At 69.4% G+C, this 22,211-nt stretch carries 17 protein-coding genes; 15 read left to right on the forward strand and 2 right to left on the reverse strand.

The genetic code is table 11. The features are described from left to right. Window positions 1-401: 401 nt before the first annotated feature. Window positions 402-3,263: an AAA family ATPase gene (locus ACFVH0_RS36360; protein ID WP_385827371.1), complete on the reverse strand. Its 2,862-nt coding sequence runs from the start codon at window positions 3,261-3,263 to the stop codon at window positions 402-404. Between the two features lie 284 nt (window positions 3,264-3,547). Between ACFVH0_RS36360 and ACFVH0_RS36365 the strand changes: the two genes are divergently transcribed. The 7 genes from ACFVH0_RS36365 (at window position 3,548) to ACFVH0_RS36395 (ending at window position 11,825) form a co-directional block, all read left to right on the forward strand. Beyond that, complete coding sequence (locus ACFVH0_RS36365; RefSeq protein WP_385827372.1) at window positions 3,548-4,540, forward strand: SDR family NAD(P)-dependent oxidoreductase; 993 nt, start codon at window positions 3,548-3,550, stop codon at window positions 4,538-4,540. A 10-nt stretch (window positions 4,541-4,550) separates the two neighbouring features. Beyond that, entirely contained in the window at window positions 4,551-5,747 is a 1,197-nt protein-coding gene (locus tag ACFVH0_RS36370; RefSeq protein WP_385827374.1) for a cytochrome P450, read from the forward strand. Between the two features lie 22 nt (window positions 5,748-5,769). Beyond that, window positions 5,770-6,987 carry a cytochrome P450 gene (locus ACFVH0_RS36375; protein ID WP_385827376.1) on the forward strand — a complete coding sequence of 406 codons (1,218 nt, stop codon included), beginning with the start codon at window positions 5,770-5,772 and terminating at the stop codon, window positions 6,985-6,987. After that, window positions 6,984-8,210 carry a cytochrome P450 gene (locus ACFVH0_RS36380; protein WP_385827378.1) on the forward strand — a complete coding sequence of 409 codons (1,227 nt, stop codon included), beginning with the start codon at window positions 6,984-6,986 and terminating at the stop codon, window positions 8,208-8,210. Before ACFVH0_RS36375 ends, ACFVH0_RS36380 begins: the two co-directional genes overlap by 4 nt. 198 nt (window positions 8,211-8,408) lie before the next feature. Then, entirely contained in the window at window positions 8,409-9,776 is a 1,368-nt protein-coding gene (locus tag ACFVH0_RS36385; RefSeq protein WP_385827400.1) for an MFS transporter, read from the forward strand. Then, complete coding sequence (locus ACFVH0_RS36390; protein WP_385827380.1) at window positions 9,763-10,596, forward strand: SDR family NAD(P)-dependent oxidoreductase; 834 nt, start codon at window positions 9,763-9,765, stop codon at window positions 10,594-10,596. Before ACFVH0_RS36385 ends, ACFVH0_RS36390 begins: the two co-directional genes overlap by 14 nt. Next, a complete protein-coding gene (locus tag ACFVH0_RS36395) occupies window positions 10,593-11,825 on the forward strand; it encodes a helix-turn-helix domain-containing protein (protein ID WP_385827382.1) in 1,233 nt (410 codons plus the stop codon). Before ACFVH0_RS36390 ends, ACFVH0_RS36395 begins: the two co-directional genes overlap by 4 nt. Here the strand turns inward: ACFVH0_RS36395 and ACFVH0_RS36400 are convergent. After that, window positions 11,773-12,462 carry a TetR/AcrR family transcriptional regulator gene (locus tag ACFVH0_RS36400; RefSeq protein ID WP_385827384.1) on the reverse strand — a complete coding sequence of 230 codons (690 nt, stop codon included), beginning with the start codon at window positions 12,460-12,462 and terminating at the stop codon, window positions 11,773-11,775. The genes ACFVH0_RS36395 and ACFVH0_RS36400 overlap by 53 nt on opposite strands. Before the next feature lie 168 nt (window positions 12,463-12,630). Here ACFVH0_RS36400 and ACFVH0_RS36405 point away from each other — a divergent pair, with 168 nt between their 5' ends. The 8 genes from ACFVH0_RS36405 to ACFVH0_RS36440 all read left to right on the forward strand — a co-directional run bounded on the left by ACFVH0_RS36405 (window position 12,631) and on the right by ACFVH0_RS36440 (window position 22,044). Beyond that, entirely contained in the window at window positions 12,631-13,614 is a 984-nt protein-coding gene (locus ACFVH0_RS36405; protein ID WP_385827402.1) for an aldo/keto reductase, read from the forward strand. Between the two features lie 39 nt (window positions 13,615-13,653). Further along, window positions 13,654-14,595, forward strand: a complete 942-nt coding sequence (locus tag ACFVH0_RS36410) for a superoxide dismutase (RefSeq protein ID WP_385827386.1) — start codon at window positions 13,654-13,656, stop codon at window positions 14,593-14,595. A 248-nt stretch (window positions 14,596-14,843) separates the two neighbouring features. Beyond that, the gene (gene ispH / locus ACFVH0_RS36415; RefSeq protein WP_385827388.1) at window positions 14,844-16,115 is read left to right on the forward strand and encodes a 4-hydroxy-3-methylbut-2-enyl diphosphate reductase; all 1,272 of its coding nucleotides are present in this window, start codon (window positions 14,844-14,846) and stop codon (window positions 16,113-16,115) included. Further along, window positions 16,112-17,947 carry a 1-deoxy-D-xylulose-5-phosphate synthase gene (locus ACFVH0_RS36420; RefSeq protein WP_385827390.1) on the forward strand — a complete coding sequence of 612 codons (1,836 nt, stop codon included), beginning with the start codon at window positions 16,112-16,114 and terminating at the stop codon, window positions 17,945-17,947. The genes ispH and ACFVH0_RS36420 overlap by 4 nt, the downstream gene beginning before the upstream one ends. Next, the gene (ispG, locus tag ACFVH0_RS36425) at window positions 17,944-19,095 is read left to right on the forward strand and encodes a flavodoxin-dependent (E)-4-hydroxy-3-methylbut-2-enyl-diphosphate synthase (RefSeq protein ID WP_385827391.1); all 1,152 of its coding nucleotides are present in this window, start codon (window positions 17,944-17,946) and stop codon (window positions 19,093-19,095) included. The genes ACFVH0_RS36420 and ispG overlap by 4 nt, the downstream gene beginning before the upstream one ends. After that, entirely contained in the window at window positions 19,092-20,171 is a 1,080-nt protein-coding gene (locus ACFVH0_RS36430) for a polyprenyl synthetase family protein (protein WP_385827393.1), read from the forward strand. Before ispG ends, ACFVH0_RS36430 begins: the two co-directional genes overlap by 4 nt. Continuing rightward, complete coding sequence (locus ACFVH0_RS36435; RefSeq protein ID WP_385827394.1) at window positions 20,168-21,085, forward strand: UbiA family prenyltransferase; 918 nt, start codon at window positions 20,168-20,170, stop codon at window positions 21,083-21,085. The genes ACFVH0_RS36430 and ACFVH0_RS36435 overlap by 4 nt, the downstream gene beginning before the upstream one ends. Beyond that, window positions 21,082-22,044, forward strand: a complete 963-nt coding sequence (locus ACFVH0_RS36440; RefSeq protein ID WP_385827396.1) for a 4-(cytidine 5'-diphospho)-2-C-methyl-D-erythritol kinase — start codon at window positions 21,082-21,084, stop codon at window positions 22,042-22,044. Before ACFVH0_RS36435 ends, ACFVH0_RS36440 begins: the two co-directional genes overlap by 4 nt. Window positions 22,045-22,211 lie beyond the last annotated feature (167 nt).

Here is a 22,211-nt window from a genome sequence, read left to right on the forward strand (position 1 = left end):
CACTGGCTGGGCCAGGTGAACGCACCGGCCGCCACCCGGTCGGGCACCGTCACCCGGCACGACCAGGACCGGTATGTGCCGGGGGCCCGGCCCAGTGGTACAGCATGGGCAGCAGCAGCTTCGACCGCAGACGCGCGCCATCCTGAACGAGGTGCACGCGCTGGGAGCCGCCCCGCAATGATCACGCGGACCGATGCCACGGACGGTTGCCGACCGGCTGTGGCGTCGGTCCGGGACGGTCACCGATGCCGTCGTCGCCTCGAAGCCAGTGGTGACACGGCCTCGTCGGGGGCCGTCCGTCCCGGCACAGCAGGGGGACACCGCGCTCGGTTGTCCTGTTCCTGACGGTCGAGCCGGGTGGTTGCCGGTTGCGCGGGAAGATCCTCCGGCGCCCGGGGCCGTCAGCTGACCGCCTCGGGGAACCTGCCCGTGTCCTGCGCGAATCTGTTGCGGGTGAGCCGGCGAGGAAGTTCCGAGCGGCGCTTGATGCGCAACTTCCGGTAGATCCGCGTGAGGTGTTGTTCGACGGTGCTCACCGTGACATGCAGCTTGCGAGCTATCTCGCGGTTCGAGCTGCCCAGCGCCGCCAGTTCGGCAACCCGCCGCTCGGCATCGGTGAGCAGTTCGCTGCTCGTCGGGTCACGCATCAGGGGCGCGCAGAGCGCGGGCCCGGAATCCGAGGCGGCGTCCAACTCGCCGAGCAGTGGGCTCGCGCCGCACTCGCTCGCCCTGAAGCGGGCCTGATGGGCCACCATCTCCGCTTTGGAGTGGTCCCCGGAGTGCCGGTAGCTGTGGGCGAGCGCCACGAGGGTCCGTGCCAGTTCCAATTGATTGCCGCTGTTGCTGAGGTGCGTCGCCGACTCCCGCAGCAGTGCCAGACGGTCACCGGCCCGGCCGGCCCGGGCCAGAGCCCTCAGCCCGATGCCCCGGACGGTGCACGAGGCGCCGCCCGGCCGTTGCTCCTGTTCGTGTATCAGACGACGAGCCTCGTCCGCCTCTCCCATCTCCAGGAGCGCGAATGCCGCATCACTGCGCCATGGAAGAAATGTCGGGACATCGAACCCCCACGCCATGGCCGTCTCCCCACAGGCCAGAAACGCGTCGAGTGCCGCGTAATGCCGGCCCGTCCCCAGGTAGTGGCGGCCGCGGGCGTGCTGGTGCATCAGGCCGAACCGCGTTCTGGCCACCCCCGACAGCCGCTGGCGCAGCAGAAGCGCCTGGGCCTCGTCGTGTCGCCCCGTGTCCGTGTATGCCTGGAGGAGCGTGGCCACCGGAAGCCCGACCCCCAACCCCCACAGCTCCGGGGACAGTGCCTTGAGCGCCGTCTCCGCCATGGTGAGCGAGGCCGGCGGGTCACCCCGCCGTATCGCCGTCTCCGCGCGCACCGCGGTCAGGATCGAGCTCCACCGGGGAATGCCGTGATCCGACGCGACGGCCTGGAGCCGAGCGCCCCACTGCTCGGCGAGGTCGTAGTGCTCGGAATAGGTGAACGCCTGGAGCACCGCCACGGCGGTCTCCAGAGAGCGCTCGTCCGGACGTATGGCCTCCAGTATCTGCCTGCCCCACTGGACGACGATCTCCTGCGGCCCCTCGTCGAGGACCAGCTTCAGGAGGACGGCTCCGTGCTGGGGGCTGCTGCCGGTGAACGATCGTGCGGTACCACGCCGTTGCGCGTGCCTGCTGCCGAGGGATGTCCGGATGTCGGGCAGGGGCCACGGCGTCGACGGGTAGTAGACACGGAGGAACTGCCGGGTCTGTTCCAGCGCCGTCGTGGTATCGAGGTCCAGTTTCGACCGGCCGGCCCCGACCCTCTGGATGACCTCGACGGCGTCCTGTTCGCGTCCGTCCCGCAGCAGATGGCGTACGAGAGTGAGTGCGCACCGGCCGGTCAGGGAGCCGTCGCGCACATGGCCGAGCAGGGGATCGTTGTACATGGTCTGCTCGGACGGATTGTCCCGCCCGGTGGCATGCGCGAGATACGCCATGGTCCTCGCCCGGTCCTGGCCGGTGGGGCTGACGGCATGGGCCAGTTCCAGGCAGCGCACGGCCGACCTCGCGTGGCCGGTGCGGAGCATCTCCTCGGCGGCGTGGATCAAGGGCAGACGTGCCCACGGTTCGGCCCGGCCGGCCGCGACGACGTGCTGGGCGACGGTGATGTCCGCCGCGCCGCACTCGTACAGCACCCGAGCGGCGGCCAGGGCCATCGCGTCCCGTTCCGCGAAGGAAGGGTCCTGCAGAACGGCGGTCCCCACCGCCGGATGTGCGAACCGGTCCTCCCGGAACACACCCATGGTGCCGAGGGCCTCCAGCGCCGCCGCGCCCTCGTCCCGGTCCAGTCCGAGAACCCTGCTGATGTTGAGCTCACTTGATGAGGAGCCGAGGACGGCTGCGGCGCGGGCGGCGTTCAGGATCGTCGGGCCGCTGCGGTGGAGCAGGGACAGGGCGGTCCGGGCGAAGGAAGCCGTCGCTGCGAGCGTCTCCGGGCCGGTCCGGTCCGCCGCCGGACCGTCGGCGGGCAGTCCGGCGGCCAAGCCCGGCAGCTCCGCCATCAGAGCCCGTACGAGCAGAGGACTGCCGCCGCTGGTCCGGTGGATCCTCTCCGCGTGGTGGTCCGCTTCGTCCGGTGCGAGGCGATCGGCGAGCATCCGGCGGACCCCGGCGGGCGACAGCATGGGCAGCGGGATCCGATGAGCATGCTGGAGGGCCAGTAAGTCCAGTTCCGGCAGCGGTCGTTCGGCCGGAACCGACGTGCGCTCGGTGACCACCACGAGTACGCGGGAAGTCCGGGCGGTATGCATCAGCCGGAGCAGGAACCGATAGGAGGTCTCGTCCGCGTGATGCAGGTCGTCGATGGCGATGAGCAGGGGATCGCGTGACGACGCGGCATCGATGAGCGCGCACAGCTCCGCGGTCACCCAGGAGGGGAGAGCCACACCGTCGGGCGTCGCGCCGGCGCCCGCCGCCGGGGCGACGCCGAGCAGAGCGCCGGCCCGTTCCCGGAGCTCGGTCGCGATCCGGTGCGGACCGGCGAACAGCTGACGCAGCGTCCCGCCGGGCACGTGGCTCTCCGTCGGAGTGCCGACGGCTCTGAGGACCACTGCGCCCGTCTCCTGCGCCAGGTGCTCGGAGAACGCCGACAGGAGCTCGCTCCTGCCGCACCCGGGGGGACCGTGGAGTACCGCCGTACCCCCCTCGCGGCGGACAGCCGCGGAGAACAGGTCTCCGAGCGCCGCCCACTGACTGTCCCGCTCGACCAGGTTCATGTGCCCTCCCCGAGGCCTCGTGGCATCACATGGTGGCCTGAGCCTTTGGAACTGTAGGTCATCGCCCCCCTTTCGAGGGTGGATCTCAGCCAACGATCAGGAGATGCCTGCCGGCCCAGATCCCCTACACATGCTCTGACCTGCCATTTCATAGGAACTCAAGGAGCCCCTAGGGGTTGGTGAGGGGTGGTGGGGTGGGAGTGAAGCACATAGCTTCGCGGCTAATCGGGGTGCCCGTTCCGGATGGGGGAGCGGTGCCCGTTGACTGGGGAGAGGGTGTGTGCATGGTGCGAGACGTACGGTTCGACGACCGTGTGGTGGTGGTCACCGGGGCAGGGGGCGGCATCGGACGGGCCATGGCTCTGGCTTTCGCCCGCCGCGGTGCCCGGGTGGTCGTCAACGACCTCGGAGGCCCGCCGACCGGAGGTGACACCCCCAGGGCGGAACTGGCCCGAACCGTCGTGCGGGAGATCCGTGACGCGGGGGGTGAGGCGATCGCCTCCACCAACACCGTGGCCACGCCCGAGGGGGGCGAGGCGATCATCCGTACGGCGCTCGACGCCTGGGGACGGATCGACGCGCTCATCGCGAACGCTGCCATTCTGCGGGACAGCCTCTTCACCCGGATGCTGCCCGAGGACTTCGACGATGTGGTCGCCGTGAACCTGCGCGGTGCCTTCTGTGTCATGCAGCCGGCCTTCCGCGCCATGGCGGAACAGGGCCACGGCAACATCGTCGCAGTGACCTCCGCGGCCGGACTGTGCGGCTCGTACGGAGGCGCCAACTACTCCGCCTCCAAGGCAGGGCTGGTGGGACTCACCAAGGCCGTGGCCTGGGAGGGGCAGAAGTACGGAATCAAGGCCAACCTGCTCGCGCCCGGCGCACTGGACACCCGGCAGTCCGAGGCGTTCAACGCCACCGGCGCCCTGTTGCCGGGCCGACCGGCCCCGGACGTCGAACCGGGCGAGGAGATGAAACTGCTCACCGCCGACCGGGTGGCCCCGATGGCTCTGGTACTGGCGCATCCGAGCTGCCCGGTGACCGCGGAGACGTACGGCGCGGCCGGCGGCTGGTTCCACCGGTACTGGACCGCCCACAGCGAGGGATGGGCCGGGACGAGAGAACCCACCGCCGAGGACATCACCCAGCACTGGGAGACGGTCCGGGGACAGTCGCCGTCGGGCCGTGAGATCGACCAGGAGACCTTCCGTTTCGCACTGAGCGCGAACCAGCGGGGGCTCGCCCCACTGCTCGACCAGCAGCTGACGATCGACTGAAGGACGGGACATGGACATCAACATCGTGACGCCCGAATCAGTGCTGGACCCCTGGCCGTTGCTCGACCGGCTGCGGGAGGCCGGCCCCGTCGTCCGCAGCGAGGCGATGGGCGGCGTCTGGCTCGTCTCCTCCTACGAGCACTGCCGGGAAGTCCTCCTGGACCCCAAGCGGTTCTCGAACACCGTCTTCGCGTCCACCGACTTCGGACCGTGGTTCGAGGGCACGGACACCATGGTCCACACCGACCCGCCGGACCACACGCGGCTGCGCTCGATGGTGCAGAAGGCGTTCACGTACCGCTCGGTCCAGCAGCTGGAGCCGCGGATCGCGGAGATCGTGAGGGAACTGCTCGACGCGCCGGAATTCGTGACGGGCATGGCGTCGGGCGAACCGGTGGACGTGCTCGGCCAGTTCACCAGCGCCCTGCCCACGACTGTCATCTCCGAACTGCTGGGCATCCCCAGCAGCGACCGCAAACTCTTCTACCAGTGGGCGGAGGCCATGATGCGCTGCATCATGGCCGACCCACGCCTGGTACCGCAGGCACACATCGATGCCGCGGTCACCAGCGGCCGGGACATGCTCGCCTATCTCCAGGCGGAGATCACCGACCGGCGCAAGAGCGGCACCACCGACGACCTCATCGGCCGTCTCGTGCAGCAGAACACCGACGGGGCGTTGTCGGACGACGAGCTCGCCGCGACCTGCGTCACGCTGCTCGTCGCCGGATCCGACACGACATCGTCCACGACGACCACCATGTTGTCCCTGCTGGCGAGCCACCCCGAACAGCGCCGGCGCGTCATCGAGGACCGGGCACTCGTGCCGACGGGCATCGAGGAGACCCTGCGCTTCGAGCCGACGGCCCGGGTGAACTTCAGAAAGGTACTCGGCGACGTCGAACTCGGCGGGCAACGGCTCGCCGACGGAGACGTCGTCTGGGCACTGGTCATCGCCGCCAACCGGGATCCGGCCCGCTTCGGAGAGCCGGACCGGTACGACATCACCAGGAACCCCAACCCCCATCTGACGTTCGGGCAGGGACCGCACCTGTGTCTGGGTGCTCAGCTCGCCCGGATGGAGATCCGGCACGCCATCAACGCCTTCCTCGACCGCTGGCCGCACTACGAAGTCGCCGAGCGCCGCCCCTCTCCCGCCTACGCCGCGCTGACCTGGGAGAAGTTCACAGTCGTCGGCAGGCGGTGACCCAACCTTGTCCGGAGTGGAAATGACGACCGAGACCCAGACCATCGAAGTGGATTTCGACCCCTGGAGCCCCCGCCTCGCCGGGGAGGACCGAGAGTTCTGGGCGGTGATGGACGACCTGCGGGATCGTGGCCCGGTGCTCCGCAGCAGTGCCCACGGCGGGTTCTGGATCATCACCACCCATGAAGAAGTGCTCGCCGCCAACAAGGACTGGGAGACGTTCTCCTCCGCCCAAGGGGTGTCCCTGCCGCACAACCCGGACGCCCCGCTGCTGGCCCCCATCGAGGTCGACCCGCCGGAGCACCGGGACTGGCGACGTCTCCTCAACCCGCTCATGTCGCCGCCGGCGGTGGCCCGTCACGAGCCCGCCATGCGGCGCATCGCATCGGACCTGATGGACGAGTTCGTGGCAGCGGGCCAGTGCGACCTGGCCGTCGACTTCGCCTGGAAGTTCGTTCCGGCGGCCCTCTTCCAGCTGCTTCTCGGAGTCGCTCCGCAGGAGGTGCCGTACACCCGGGAGCTCGCACACCGCATCGTGTCGCACGGCACCACGCGGGAGGAGCAGAACCAGGCGTTCGCCGACCTGAGCGAGTGGTCGCTGCGGTACCTGGACTGGCGGGAGACGCAGCCGGAGCGCGGCGACGTCGTCGACGCGCTGCTGCGGGGGGACATGCGGGGCCGTCCCCTCACCCGGGAGGAGATGGTGCGCGCGATGATCCTGCTGATCGTCGCGGGAATGGACACCACGTCCAACAGCATCGGTGACCTGGCGCTGCATCTGATCGACGACCCCGCCCTGTCCGAGCTGTTCCGCGACAACGAGCACTCCGTGGAACAGATCGTCGAGGAAATGCTGCGCCACGGTTCGGTCTCCTTCGGGCTGTCCCGGGTGACCACCAGGGAGACAGTGGTCGCCGGGCACCGGATACCGCAGGGCGAGCGCGTGTTCCTGCTGTGGGCGGGCGCCAACCGGGACCGCCGGGTCTTCCCCGACCCGGAGAGCTTCGACCCGTCCCGCACCCCCAACCCCCATCTGGCGTTCGGGGCCGGTCCGCACCGTTGTATGGGAGCCCATTTCGCGCGGCTCATGCTCAAGGTGGCGGCGACCGAGATCCACACACGGATGCCCGGCCTGCGACTGCGTCCGGGCGCGCGGATCGAGCAGCCCCCGGGCCTCGTCCGCAGCACTCGTTCCCTCCCCGTCGTCTTCGAGCCCACGGCCGTACGGGAGGTGCGGTGAAGCCGTCGGCACCGGCCCCGGCGCAGCCACCCATCGCACCCGACGACCCCGACTTCTACCGGGAACCGGAGCGCGCGTTCGGGTGGCTGCAGGAGCACAGCCCGGTCCATCCCTGGGTGTCGGCCAAAGGCAGGCCGATGTACTTGGTCTCCCGATGGGCCGACGTGCGCCAGGTGTCGGCGTCCCCCGCACAGTTCAGCAGCGGCGGCGGGCACATGATCGACCGCCCCCGCGCCGGGCACGGCGAACGGCCGGCCGACAGCAGACAGGACACGCCCCTGCTGCACAACATCGATCCACCGGAGCACGACAAACACCGCAAGCTGATCAGCCGCAGCCTCACCGCGCGCAGGGTGATCGGGCTCGAACCGGCCGTACGCAAAGTGATCACGCAGGTCCTCGACGCGGTGCCCGGCGACGAGGACATCGATGTCGTGAGCGCGTTCGCTGCGGCGATCCCGCTGCGGGTGATCGCCGAACTGCTGGGCGTGCCGTTCGCCGATCTGCCGCTGCTGCGAGGCTGGTCCGACGAGCTCGCCGCCACCTCGGACGCCGAGGGCGCGCGACCACGACAGGAGGTGCTGTCCGAATTCTTCGACTACCTCGACATCCTCATCGCCGAACGGCGTCGCTGTCCCCGGGACGACCTGATCACCTCGCTGGCGTTCGCCGAGGTGGACGGTGAGAAGCTCTCCCACCCGGAACTCCTCATGCACATATGGACGGCGCTCGTGGCGGGCAACGAGACCGCGCGCAACGCCATCTCCGGGGGCATCGAGGCGTTCACCGGACACCCCGGCGAGTACCGGCGCCTGACCGAGGAACCGGGAATCGCCGAAACGGCCACCGAGGAGATACTGCGCTGGACCACGCCCGCGCGATACGGCGGCCGTACCGTGGTTCGCCCGGTGCGACTGGCAGGGCGACAACTGGAGCCTGACGACTACGTGCTGATGCTCTACAGCGCGGGCAACCGCGACAGCAGGGTGTTCCCCGACCCCTACCGCTTCGACATCGGACGTGACAGCAGCCGGCTGCACCTCTCGTTCGGCCACGCCACCCACTTCTGCGTCGGTTCCCAGCTCGCCCGGCTCGAACTGCGGATCCTGCTGGAGGAACTCGCCGTCCGCTACCGCGGCGTCTCGGCGGCCGGGCCGGTGGAACACACCCGCAGCCCCATGCTCAACGGCTACGAACGCGTCCCGGTCGTGCTTCATGTCTAGGGTCCTTTCGTTTGGATCAGGCCGGATCAGGGAGCGGGGTTCCGCGCCGTGGATCGCAAGGCGGAGGAGAGAGTCATGGCGAGTGACGACAACGCCGCGAGGCGCGGCACCGGGGCACGCGAGCCCGGAATGATCCAAGCGAAAGGCCCTGGCCCGGTGACGGCCCGGCGACCCGGGGAGCGGCTTCCCCGGCGGTTGATGACCGTGGCGTGCACGACGCAGTTCGTCGTGGTGCTGGACGTCTCCGTCGTCCATGTGGCACTGCCCTCGGTCCGTCATGACCTCGGTTTCTCCACCGAGGGGCTCCAATGGGTCGTCACCGCCTACATGCTGGCGTTCGGCGGGTCGCTGCTGCTGGGCGGCAGGCTCGCGGATCTGATCGGCCAACGGCGCGCCCTGTTGGGCGGAATGGCCCTCTTCGCCACCGCGAGTCTCGTCGCGGGCCTGGCATGGGGGCCGGGTGTGCTGATCGCCGCCCGCGCCGTTCAGGGCATCGGGGCCGCGGTGCTGTCCCCCGTCTCGCTGACCCTGCTCACCAGCGAGTTCCATGACGCCAACCTCAGGGCGAGGGCACTCGCGGCCTGGGGCGGGGTGGCCGCGGCGGCGGGCGCGGCAGGTGTCTTCGTGGGCGGACTCGTCACGCAGTACCTGAACTGGCGCTGGACGATGCTCATCAACGTGCCGATCGCGCTTCTCGTCCTCGTGCTGGCCCGGGGCACGGTGGTCGGCCGGGCACGGGGCACGGCGTGGCGCACGCCGGACGTCGTGGGTGCCCTGGCTGTGACGGGGGGCCTGGTCGCCTGTGTCTACGGTGTCGAGCCGGGCCGCCGACCGGTGCTCGGCGCGGGGCTGGCGCTGCTCGCCTTCTTCGCGGTGTGGGAGGCCCGAGGAGCCCGTGAGCCGCTGCTGCCGGTCCCCGTGCTCCGCAACCGGTCCGTGTCCGTCGCGAACGTGGGGATGTTCCTGACCGCGGCGGCCACCTTCTCGATGTGGTACTTCCTCTCGCTCCATCTCCAGAACCAGCGCGGATTCGGCCCGCTCGAAACCGGCCTGGCCTTCCTCCCGCAGTACCTGGCCATCGTGGCGGGAGCGCAACTGGCCGCCCGCCTGCTGCCGACGTACGGAGCCAAGCGGATGCTGGTGATCGCGGCGCTGCTCCAGTCGGCCGGCTTCGCCTGGCTGTCCGCCGCGGGTCCGCACAGCCCGTTCCTCGTACACATCCTGCTGCCCGGTCTCCTCGTCACCCTGGCCCTGGGGCTGGCGAGCACCCCTCTGACCATGGCGGCGACCAGTGGGGTGGCGGCGGACCGGGCCGGCACCGCCTCCGGGCTCGTCAACACCTCACGCCATCTGGGCGGTGCCATGGGGGTCGCGGCGCTGGCCGCCGTCGCGGGGCAGCAGCCCGGGGGAGTGGACCGGATCTTCCGCACCGACGCCCTGCTGCTTGCCGCCGTCGCAGTGCTCGCGCTGCTCCTGCCCAAGCCGTCCGAGCCGGGCACCGCACCGGAGGGGCCCCCGCCCCCGGCGGACCGGACCGAGAGAAAGGACCCCAGTGAACCAGCCTGATGCCCTCGAACGATTTCGACTGACCGGACGTACCGCTCTGATCACCGGGGCGGGCCGGAACATCGGTGCCGCCATCGCGTCGGGCTACGCCCAGGCCGGCGCCGACCTCCTCCTCGTCGACCGTGACAAGGAAGCGGTGGAAGACGTCGCCGAGTCCATCCGCGCCTCGACCGGACGCACGGTGGTCACCGTGCACCGCGACGTCGGCGCCGCCGACATCGTCGACCAGGTGGCCGGCGCGGCACAGGCGCACTTCGACACGGTGGACATCCTGGTGAACGGCGCGCTGGCCTTCGGGGCCACCGGTACGCACAGCGCCGATGTGTCGCCGGCGCAGTGGCAGGACGCGCTCGACATCAATGTGCTGGCCCCGGCGAGACTCTCGTCGCTGTTCGTCAACACGTTGGTGAAGGGCGGCCCGGGCACCATCATCAACCTCCTCTCTGGAGCCGGGTTCGCACCGGTTCCGCTGGCGGCGCCGTACAGCATGTCGAAGGCGGCCCTGTGGATGCTCACCCGGTGTTTCGCCAAGGACTGCGCCCCGCGCATCAGGGTCAACGGGCTGTGCCCCGGCACCATTTCACCGGACGGAGTGGCGCGTACGGAGGAACTCCGCAAGGCGACCCCCATGGGCCGTGGCGGGAGTGCGGACGAGGTCGTCGGCGCGGCGATCTACCTGGCGTCGGAGGCGTCCGGCTACTCGACCGGAGACGTCGTCTATGTGAACGGAGGCTTCACCGGCCTCACTGGCTACAGCGACGAGATCATCGGCTCGGACCCCGTGGGCCGTCCGCGTACCGGGAGGCGCACGGCGGGATGACGACAGTCGCGCAAGAGACGATCGGGGAACGGATCGAACTGCTCAGGCGCCGACGAGGACTCTCCCGGCAGACCCTTGCCTCGTTGGTCGGACACAGCTCCGAATGGCTGCGGCAGGTCGAGCGCAAGGGGCGGCAGGTGGACCGGCTGTCGACTCTCCTGCGGCTCGCCGAGGTCCTTCAAGTGAAGGACGTCGCGGCCTTCATGGGGGTCGCCGTGCCGGGCCGGCAGGTGGACGAGCCGACGGTCGGAGCGGCGCCGGGCATACGGGCGGCGCTCCTCGGCCACCGCGCGGCGGTCCGCGCGGGTGGCCACCGGCCGGGCGACATCGGCCGGTTGGCCTCCGAGGTGACCGAGGCCTGGACGTGCTGGCGGCAGTCCGCGCGGCGCTGGTCCGCCGTGCGAACGAGCCTGCCGGGACTGCTGGAACGAATCTGCGGACCGCACATCGACCGTGCGGACCCCGAAGCACTCCGGCTGAGCGCCGAAACACATCGGCTGGCCGCCACCTACCTGCACAGTTCGGGTGATCTGTCCCTGGCGCTGCTGGCGACGGACCGGGCGCTGGCCGAAGCCAGGCTGGCCTCGGCGCCACTGACCGAGGCGGCATGCCTTCAGGGCTTCGGCGATGTCCTGCTGCGTCTTCAGGCACCGGCCGAGGCCTGCGAGATGTGCGTCACGGCGGCGGACGCCCTGGAGCCGTGCGAGGGTTCCCCCGCTGGCGTGACCACCGCGGCCCGCGTACGGCTGTACCTCACCGCGGCCGAGGCGGCCGCGTTCGCCCGGGACCACCACGGCGCCGAGCGGTTGCTCGACCGGGCCGCGATGCTGGTCCAGGAGGCACAGGACATGACGTCGGCGCCGGATCTCATGCCCCCGGGGACGACGACGCCCGCCCGGCCGGTGGACGTGGCGGTCCACCGTGTCCGGGTCGAGGTCGTGCTCGGCCGTTCGGGCAAGGCGCTGCGACTGGCCGAACACGTGGACAGTGTGGACGCGTTGGACCGTGAGGGCCGGGCCCGGTTCTATCTGACCCTGGCACGGGCCCACCTGCATCAGCGTAATCAGCCGGGCGCGGTGCTCGCACTGATGCAGGCGGACCGGGCCTCGCCCGAGGAGGTCCGGTTCAACGTCTACGCGCAGCACCTTCTCAAGCAGGCGATCGGCCAGGACAGCGTCACCGTTCGCCACGACCTGTACCGTCTGGCCGAACGGGCGGGACTGTTGTGACGTCGTTCGCGCAGCCGTGCCTCAGGCCGTCGCACACGACGCTCAGCACCCGTTGTGGCACGGCCGCGCCGCCGTCGTTGCGGTTCCGGGCCAGTATCAGCCCGGTGATCAGGGCCATCAGGTCGGCGACACTGATGTCGTCGCGGACGGCTCCCGCCTGTTGTGTGTTGAAGAGCAGCTTGCCGATGCCCCGCCGAAGGCGGCGCCTCGCCCGGGGTACGGCAGCCGAAGCATCGACGTCCTCCCCGGCGAGGGCGTCCACCATGTCCCTGCGCACGCTGCCTTCCTCGATGGTCAGGGAGAGGAACTGGAAGAACGCCGCAGCGGGGTCGTCCGAGTCCGCCAACTTCTCTGCCTGGTCCACGAGTTGTTCGAGACGGCCGAGGACGATCGTTTCGAACAGCGCTTCCTTGCTCGTGAAGTGCCGGTAGATGGTGCCGGAACCCACTCCCGCGCGCCGGGCGATCTCGTCCAGGGGAACGCCGAGGCCCTCCGAGGCGAACGCCTCCTGGGCGGCCTCCAGCACCCGGGCGCGGTTGCGCCGGGCATCCGAACGCAGCGCCGGCCCGAAACGGGGGGATCGTTCAGCTTCTTGTTCCTCGAAGTGAGGATCTTGCGTGTTTATGTCCCTGTTCATGCGTGTTCTCCATGATGATTCTCGTTGACAAGCGGGGAGTTGGTTCCGTAAGTTCGGCCCGGATCGGATGTCCGGATTCTAGGATGCGCAGAAGGAAAACGGATCCGAGGGTCGGGAAAACCACCACGGGAACCTGAGGGAAGGGCCCTGGATTTGAACTCGTCACTGATTCCGCGGCGTCGGCCGGGAAGCGCCGGCCTTGAAGTCTCCGCGCTGGGACTCGGCTGCATGGGAATGAGCCAGACTTATGGAGTTCCGGACGACAAGGAGTCGATCGCGACGATCCATCGGGCACTCGAACGCGGCTGCTTCTTCTTCGACACCGCGGAGTCGTACGGCCCCTTCGTCAATGAAGAACTTCTGGGCCGCGCGCTCCGTGGCCGCCGGGACGAGGCGGTCATCGCGACGAAGTTCGGGTGGGAGTACGAAGGAACACGACGCGGAGAGCTGAACAGCAAGCCCGAACACATTCGCAAAGTGGTCGACGAATGCCTGGGACGGCTGGAAACCGACCGGATCGACGTTCTCTATCAGCACCGCGTGGACCTGGAGGTCCCGATCGAGGAGGTGGCCGGCACGGTCGGTGAGCTCATCCAAGAGGGAAAGGTGCTCCACTTCGGTCTGTCGGAGGCCGGTGCGGGAACGATCGCCCGCGCCCACGAGGTCTGTCCGGTGGCCCTGCTCCAGACGGAGTACTCGCTGTGGGAGCGCCACATCGAGCAGGAGATCCTGCCGGCGGTCCGGGAGCGGGGAATCGGTCTCGTGGCCTACTCGCCTCTGGGGCGTGGGTTCCTGACCGGCACGGCGCTGCCGGCGGAGGAGTATCCCGAGTCGGACTACCGCCGCTACGACCCCCGATTCCAGGGGGACAACTTCGCCGCCAACTCGGCGGCGGCATCGGTGGTGCGCGAAGTGGCCACGAAGCACGGGGCGACGCCGGCCCAGATCGCCCTCGCGTGGCTGCTCCACCGGGGCGAAGACATCGTGCCGATTCCCGGGACCAAGCGCAGGGTCACGCTGGAGGAGAACCTCGCGGCAGTGGACGTGGCGCTCGACGCCGAGGACCACCAGCGACTGGACGAGGCGCTGCCTCCGGAAGCGGTGGCGGGAACCCGCTACCCAGAAGCTGTCATGCATATGAACGGCCGCTGACGGTCGTTGAAGGAAAAAGAAAGAAGAAACGGGGAAATCATGTTCCGCAGGCTGGTCATATCTTTCCTGGCGATGGCGACAGCCACGCTCGGGGTCACCGGGACGTCGAGCGCGGCCGCTCGGACGCCCGTGCAGGCAGGACCCACCACGCTTCAACTGCCGGACGGCTTCCACCCGGACGGCATCGCCATCTGCCCGCAGGAGCACCGCGCGTACTTCGGTTCGCTGAACGACGGTGCTATCTACCGGGTCGACCTGTCCACCGGCCAGGGTGACTTACTCACCTCGGGGACGGGCGGGATGGCCACCGGCATGAAGCTCGGCGAGGGACACAAGCTGTATGTCGCGGGCGGGTCGGTGGGCGACGGCCGGATCGTGGACAGCGTGAGCGGGAAAGTGCTGGCCGACTACAAGCTGCCGGCCACCACCGGCTTCATCAACGATGTCGTCCTGACCGAGGACGCCGCCTGGTTCACCGACTCCTTCAACCCCGTCCTGTACAAACTCCCGCTGCACGCGGACGGCTCGCTGCCCGCGCAGAGTGAGCTGGTCACCCTGCCGCTCACCGGCGACCTCCAGTACCTGGACGGGTTCAATGTGAGCGGCATCGCGCCCACGCCCGACGGAAAGAGCCTGCTGATCGCTCAGATCAACACCGGGAAGCTCTTCGAGGTGAACACCGCCAGCGGAGTGACTCACACCGTGGACACCGGGTCCGAGACCCTGACCAATCCCGACGGAATGCTTCTGGTCGACCACACCCTCTATGTGGCCGAGAACCGCAAGAACGAGGTCGCGTCGCTGAAACTCGACGACGCCGGACTGAGCGGCGACGTCATCCAGCGCACCACGGACACTCGCTTCGACATCCCCACCCGCATCGCGGCGGACGGAGATCTGCTCTACCTTCCGAACGCGCGCACGACGACCACTCCCACACCGACCACGCCCTACACGGCAGTGGCGATTCCGAAGCCGTGAACCGTAGCTCCGGGTAGGCCGGCCCGACGGACGCCCGGTTCCGGAGCGCGACACGCGTAACTCCCCTCCACAGCAGCGCGATATCCCGAAGCCCTTCGGGATATCGCGCTGTTTCCTTTCCATGGTCGAGCCAATTCTGCGACCGAAGGAAAGGGGCAAATGAATTTGTCATTCCGGACGCCCTGATCGGCTTTCCTGGAGACACAGCCCTTCGGTGGAAACGGGAAGGTTCATCAGTGAACTCCTACATGCAGACTGAAACTCTGGCTGTGCGGTCCGTCGACCTGCCCCTCGTGTCCGGTGAAGTGATGGTGGCCGATGGAATCGAGGGGGAGGACCCGCAGGGCTTCCCCCGGTCCGGGACCTCTCTGCTTCTGCGAGGAGAGCTGCGGCGCCGGGGCTTCCACGTGCGCAGCGGTCCGCTGCGCGCCACGAGTACCGGAACCTCCGGTGATCCCGTACTTCACCTGGCCCGATGCACCCCGCCGGGGGCCGGTGAGCAGGTGCTCGGCGCGGTCACCGCCCCGGGTGACGAGAAGGCGGCCGCCGCGGTGCGGGACGTGTTCGGACAACTGGAGGCCGCGTTCCGGCCGCGTACCGTGCTGCTCGCCTCACCCAGGTCGTTCTGCGCGGGCGTCGACCGTGCCATCGAGATAGTGGAACGGGTACTTGCCGACCGCGGCAGCCCCGTCTACGTCCGCAAGCAGATCGTGCACAACATCCACGTCGTACGGAGCCTGGAGCGACGGGGCGCCGTGTTCGTCGACGACCTCGACGAGGTGCCCGCCGGCGCGACCCTCGTGTTCTCCGCCCACGGTGTCTCCCCGGAGGTCCGCGAGCACGCGGTCGCACGCCGCCTCGACGTCATCGACGCGACCTGCCCCCTGGTCACGAAGGTGCACGCGGAGGCACGGCGGTTCGCACAGCACGGCGACACCGTGGTCTTCATCGGGCACGCAGGCCATGAGGAGACGGAGGGAACCCTCGGAGAGGCACCGGACAACATGGTGCTGGTGGAGAGCGTGGCCGACGTGGCGGCCCTGCGCGTCGCCGATCCGGACCGGGTCTCCTATCTGACCCAGACGACCCTGGCCGTCGATGAGACGGCCGGAATCGTGGCCGCGCTGACGGAACGCTTTCCGGCGCTGCGGGCCCCCCGCTCGGAAGACATCTGCTACGCCACGACCAACCGGCAGGAGGCGCTGCGCGCTGTCGCGGCCGACTCCGATCTGGTGCTCGTCGTGGGATCGGTCAACTCGTCCAACTCTCAACGCCTGGTGGAGCTGAGCACTCGCCAGGGCACCTCGGCCCAGCTGATCGACGACGCTTCGGAGATCGATCCCGCCCACCTCCGAGAGGCCGCGGTCGTGGGCCTCACCGCGGGAGCGTCGGCGCCGCCCGAACTGGTGGAAGAAGTGGTCGACGTGCTGGCCGGCCTCGGAGCAGTGACGGTGAAGGAGCGAGAAGTGATCCAAGAGAACGTGCATTTCGCACTGCCCAGGGCGGTGCGCGCCCGATGAGTGTGAAGACCGCCGAGCGGCGTTCGACCGCCTTGCTGGACACCATCGATTCCCCGCACGACCTGCGTGCCCTGCCCGCGGACCGGCTGGAGGAACTGGCCGAGGAGATCAGGACCTTCCTGATCGACACCGTGACCGGCACGGGCGGGCATCTCGGTCCCAATCTCGGCGTGGTGGAACTGACCCTCGCCCTGCACCGGGTCTTCGAATCGCCCCGGGACGTACTGCTCTTCGACACCGGCCACCAGACGTACATCCACAAGCTGCTCACCGGGCGCCGGTCGGCCTTCGACGGGCTGCGGCAGAAGGACGGGATCTCCGGCTACCCCTCCCGGCGGGAGTCCGTCCACGACATCATCGAGAACTCCCACGCCTCCACGGCGCTGTCGTACGCGGACGGGCTCGCCAAGGCGCACGCGCTGGCCGGTACCCCGGAGCGGCGGGTCGTCGCCGTGGTCGGTGATGGTTCGCTCACCGGAGGAATGTCCTGGGAGGCACTGAACAACATCGGCGCGGCCCCGGAGCGCCCGGTGACCGTCGTGCTCAACGACAACGGGAGGTCCTACGATCCGACCGTCGGTCTCTTCGGCCGAGTACCCGCCCACGCGGCGGGGCGCACCAGCGGCGACCCGGGTACCGACGCGGTGGCCGCCCTCTTCGTGTCCATCGGCCTCGACTACATCGGCCCGGTGGACGGCCACGACATCGAGGCGGTCGAAGCCGCTCTGCGCAAGGCCGAGTCGGCACACCGGCCGACGGTCGTGCACTGCCGCACGGTCAAGGGAAAGGGCTATCCCCCGGCCGAGGCGGACGAGGCCGACCGCCTGCACGCCGTCGGAGTGGTCGACCGCGACACAGGCAGGCCGCACTACCGCACCGCACCCACCTGGACCACGGTCTTCGGTGACGAGATGAAGGACATCGGGGCCGAGCGCGAGGACATCGTGTGTCTCACCGCCGCCATGCTGCGGCCCACCGGTCTGCTGCCGTTCTCCGACGCGCACCCGGACCGGGTGTTCGACGTGGGCCTGGCGGAGCAGCACGCCGTCACCAGTGCGGCCGGGCTCGCGACCTCGGGCCTGCACCCGGTGGTGGCCGTGTACGCGACCTTCCTCAACCGTGCCTTCGACCAAGTGCTCATGGACGTCGCCCTGCACGGCCTCCCGGTCACCTTCGTACTCGACCGTGCCGGTGTCACGGGCCCGGACGGAGCCAGCCACCACGGCCTGTGGGACTCCTCGCTCCTCTCCCTCGTCCCCGGCCTGCGCCTGGCCGCGCCCCGCGATCCCGCACGGCTGCGGGAACTGCTGCGCGAGGCGGTGGCCGTCTCGGACGGACCGACGGCCATCCGCTTTCCGAAGGCGTCGGCGGGGCCGGACATCCCGGCCCTGGAACGGGTCGGCGCGACCGACGTGCTGCACCGCGGAACGGGCAGTGACGTCCTCGTCGTCGCGGCGGGGCCGCTCGCCCTCGACGCCCTGGAAGCCGCCCGCACACTGGGCGAGCGCGGCGTCGGTGTGACGGTCGCCGACCCGCGCTGGGTGTCACCGCTGGATCCGTCCCTCGTACGGATGGCACTGCGTCACCGGCTGGTCGTCACCGTCGAGGACAACATCGAAGTCGCCGGCCTGGGCAGCAGGGTGGCCCACGCCCTGTCCGACGTCCCCGGCTCACCGCGCAACTGCACGCTCGCACTTCCCGCCGAGTTCGTCGCCCACGATTCCCGCGGCGCCATCCTGCGCCGCAAGGGACTGGACGGCTCCGCCATCGCGACCGCGGTACTCGACCGTCTCGGCGGCCACGCCACTCTCGACGAGGGGACAGACCGATGACCGGGACAGTCGCACTCCCGATTCCCACAGTGACGCCCCGCCTCCGCGCGCGGCGCGCCACCCGGCAGATCCTGGTCGGTCACGACGAACGAGCCGTGCCGGTGGGCGGCGGCGCGCCCGTGTCGATCCAGTCCATGACGACCACGCTCACCGCCGATGTCAATGCGACCCTCCAGCAGATCGCCGAGCTCACCGCGAGCGGCTGCCAGATCGTACGGGTCGCCGTCCCCAGCCAGGACGATGCTGACGCGCTTCCCGGCATAGCCGCGAAATCTCCCATCCCTGTGATCGCCGACATCCACTTCCAGCCGAAATACGTCTTCGCCGCGATCGACGCCGGCTGTGCCGCGGTTCGTGTGAATCCCGGCAACATCCGCCGGTTCGACGACCGGGTCAAGGAGATCGCGCGGGCCGCGTCCGATGCCGCCGTGCCGATCAGGATCGGCGTCAACGCGGGCTCCCTGGACGATCGTCTGCTCCGGAAATACGGCAAGGCCACCCCCGAGGCTCTCGTCGAGTCCGCTCTCTGGGAGTGCTCCCTCTTCGAGGAGCACGGTTTTCAGGACATCAAGATCTCCGTCAAGCACCACGACCCAGTGGTCATGATCAATGCGTATCGGCTGCTCTCCGAGAAGTGCGACTACCCACTGCACCTGGGTGTGACGGAGGCCGGTCCGGCATTCCAGGGCACCGTCAAGTCGGCAGTGGCCTTCGGTGCGCTCCTGGCGGAGGGCATCGGCGACACCGTGCGGGTCTCGCTCTCGGCGCCGCCGGTCGAGGAGGTCAAGGTCGCCACGGCGATCCTCCAGTCACTCGGATTGAAGGAACGCCGGCTGGAGATCGTCTCCTGCCCGTCCTGCGGCCGTGCGCAGGTGGATGTCTACCGTCTCGCCGAACAGGTGACCGCCGCGCTGGACGGCTTTCCGTACCCGCTGCGGGTCGCGGTCATGGGCTGCGTCGTCAATGGTCCGGGCGAGGCGCGTGAGGCGGACATCGGTGTCGCGTCGGGCAACGGGAAGGGCCAGATCTTCGTGCGCGGAGAAGTGATCAAGACCGTGCCGGAGTCCCGCATCGTGGAGACCCTGGTGGAAGAGGCCATGAAACTGGCCGAGGAACTGCAGCTCACGGGCGAGGAGAAGTCGTCATGACCACAGCCACCGCCGTAGCGGACTCCCTCGACCTCGCCGCCGTCCGGCAGGCCGTCGACAGGACGCTGACCGAATTCCTGTCCGCCAAGGCGGAGTCCGCCGACTCCGCCGCGCTGCCCGAACTCATCGACGTACTGAGCAGGTTCGTCACCGCCGGTGGCAAGCGACTGCGCCCCCTGCTCTGCGTGTGCGGCTGGTACGCCGCCGGCGGCGGTCCGGAAGCCGATGTCGCGCTGCGCGCGGCCGCCTCGCTCGAACTCTTCCACGCCTTCGCTCTCATCCACGACGATGTGATGGACGGCTCCGACACACGCCGAGGCCATCCCAGCGCTCACCGGGCGCTGGAGGCCGCACGGGCATGCGGGGACGGCGCGTCCACCGAGTGGTTCGGTGTGAGCGGCGCGATCCTCCTGGGTGATCTGGCGCTGGTGTGGTCGGACGAAATCCTGACCACCGCGTCGATGTCGGCGCAGCAGCACCAGGCGCTCCGCCCGGTCCTCGACGCGATGCGCAGCGAGGTGATGCTCGGCCAGTACCTCGATCTCCTCGCCACCGGCCAGGTGACCGGTGACCTCAAGGAGGCCATGGACGTCGTACGGTACAAGACCGCCAAGTACACCATCGAGCGGCCGCTGCACGTGGGCGCCGTGCTGGCCGGCGGACGGGCGGCCGACCTGGAGGCGTGCAGCGCGTACGCCATTCCGGTCGGCGAGGCCTTCCAGCTCCGGGACGACCTGCTGGGCGTCTTCGGAGATCCGCGGGTCACCGGCAAGTCGGATCTCGACGATCTGCGTGAGGGCAAGCGGACGCCCCTGGTGGCGCTGGCCGTCCAGCGGGCCGACGAACGCCAGCTGTCCGTGCTGAAGAGTCTGCTGGGCAGGCACGACCTCGATGCGGAGGGCGCCGCTTCCGTCCGGCGAATACTGGAGGAGACCGGAGCCCGGCGACGGGTCGAGGAGATGATCGCGAGCCGCTACGAGCAGGCCATGCGGGCGCTCGACAGCGTGGGTTTCCCGACCGCGGTCACGGCGGCACTCCAGGAGATCGCGCGAGCGGCGACGGCGAGGTCCTCGTGAGTGCCCCCCTCGGCCCGGCGCGTCCGGCCCCGCTGCACCGGCCGCTGGCATCCGCATGCCGCGCCGTCGTCAACGAGATACAGATCAGTTGCCGTTTCATCAGCAACGACGTGTGGACCACTGTGCTGCCGGCCACCGCGTTCGTCCTTGCGGCAGGACGCCACAGCGGGCACTCCGGCGGCCGGATCGCCGTGGATTTCCTGTGTGGGGCGCTGTACTTCTGGCTCTACATCTACGGGTTCACCCTCACCAACCAGCTGTACGGGGTGGAGGAGGACCGGGTCAACAAACCCTTCCGTCCGCTGGTCACCGGCCGCTCCAGCTACCGCGGCGCACAACGCCGTGCGGTCGTGGTGCTGTTGCTCTTTCCGCTTGTCGCCTGGTGGTTCGGGGTCCTGTTCTGGGCCCTGGCATGGGAAGCGACGTATCTGCTGACCAATGTGGCGCGTTGGGAACGGCACTGGTTCCTGAAGAACCTCTCGATGGGCATCGGCGTGACGGTCCAGCTCGCCGCGGCCTGGTCGATCGTCACTCCGCTCACCCCGCTCGCCTGGCGATGGGTGATGACACTCGCCGTGTCCATCTGGCTCCTCATCCCGCTGCAGGACCTGCGCGATGTGAAGGGCGATCTGGTCAACGACCGAAAGACCTTCCCGATCGCTCTCGGCGAGCGATTCACCCGCGTCTATCTGGCCACCGGCTTCGCACTGCTGCCGGTGGTCGTGCACCTGTTGCTGGTGGCCCCCGACCGGTCGTCATGGGGGCTGCTGCTGGACGCGGTCCTCGCCGCCATCAGCTGGCTCGTGGCCGTGCGGGTCGTCACCCGACGGGCACCGGAGGAGGACCACGTGACCTACCGGAGGTTCGAGCAGTGGTACACGCTCGCGCTGATCACCGCGATCATCGTGCTGTGACGGCGGTGACCGTCCGGGTGCCGGCGAAGATCAATCTGCAACTGGCGGTCGGCGCGCTCCGTGCGGACGGATACCACGAACTGGTCAGCGTCTTCATGTCCGTCGGACTCTTCGACGAGCTGACGGCGGAACTCGCCGATTCTCCGGCGGTGACCGTCGAGGGCGCGGAATCCGCCGGGGTTCCGCCGGACCGGAGCAATCTGGCGATGCTGGCCGCCGACCGGCTGGCTGCTCACACCGGGCGGGCACCCGGCGTCCACCTGCGGATCCGGAAGAACATCCCGGCGGCGGCCGGACTGGCCGGAGGCAGCGCGGACGCCGCCGCGGCGCTGCTGGCCTGCGACAGGCTCTGGGACACTCGCCTTCCGCCGGACGAACTCGGAGCCATCGGCGCACAGTTGGGAAGCGATGTGCCGTTCACCCTGATCGGCGGGGTGGCCGTGGGGGAGGGGAGAGGGGAGAAGCTCACCCCTCTCACGGTGGAGGACAGCTTCCACTGGGTGCTCGCCTTCGGTACCGGCGGCCTGTCCACTCCCGCCGTCTACCGGCAGTGCGACCGGCTGCGAGCGGCCCGGGCCCCCGGGCAGCCGCCGGACTCCGGGCAACGGACCTGCGTGGATCCGGCGATCCTGCGGGCGCTCCGGAGCGGCGACGTACAGGCGCTCGCGACGTCACTGGGCGAGCCGGGAAGCAGGAACGACCTGTCCGCCGCCGCGCTGTCACTACGTCCCGAACTGCGTCGGACCCTGGCGGCCGGCATCGAAGCCGGAGGGCTCGCGGCCTTCGTCTCGGGATCCGGGCCGACCTGTGTCTTCCTGGCCGAGGACGCGGAGAGGGCCGAGCAGATCGTGAACGGGCTGAGAGTGTCGGAGACATGTCGTGCGGCACGGGCGGTGGTCGGCCCGGTGACGGGCGCCACCGTGGCCGCGGCGGAGGAAGGGGGCGGCAATGGCCGTTGAGTTCATCGATCACCTGGACGGTCACCACACACGGTCGGGCGGGACCAAGCACAAGGAAGTTCGCCGTCCGGGCCGGGTGATCATCCGTTTTGCGGGTGATTCCGGGGACGGTATGCAGCTCACCGGTGATCGTTTCACTTCGGAGACCGCGTCGTTCGGGAATGATC

The organism is Streptomyces sp. NPDC127117 (assembly GCF_042677325.1).
Taxonomy (GTDB): domain Bacteria; phylum Actinomycetota; class Actinomycetes; order Streptomycetales; family Streptomycetaceae; genus Streptomyces.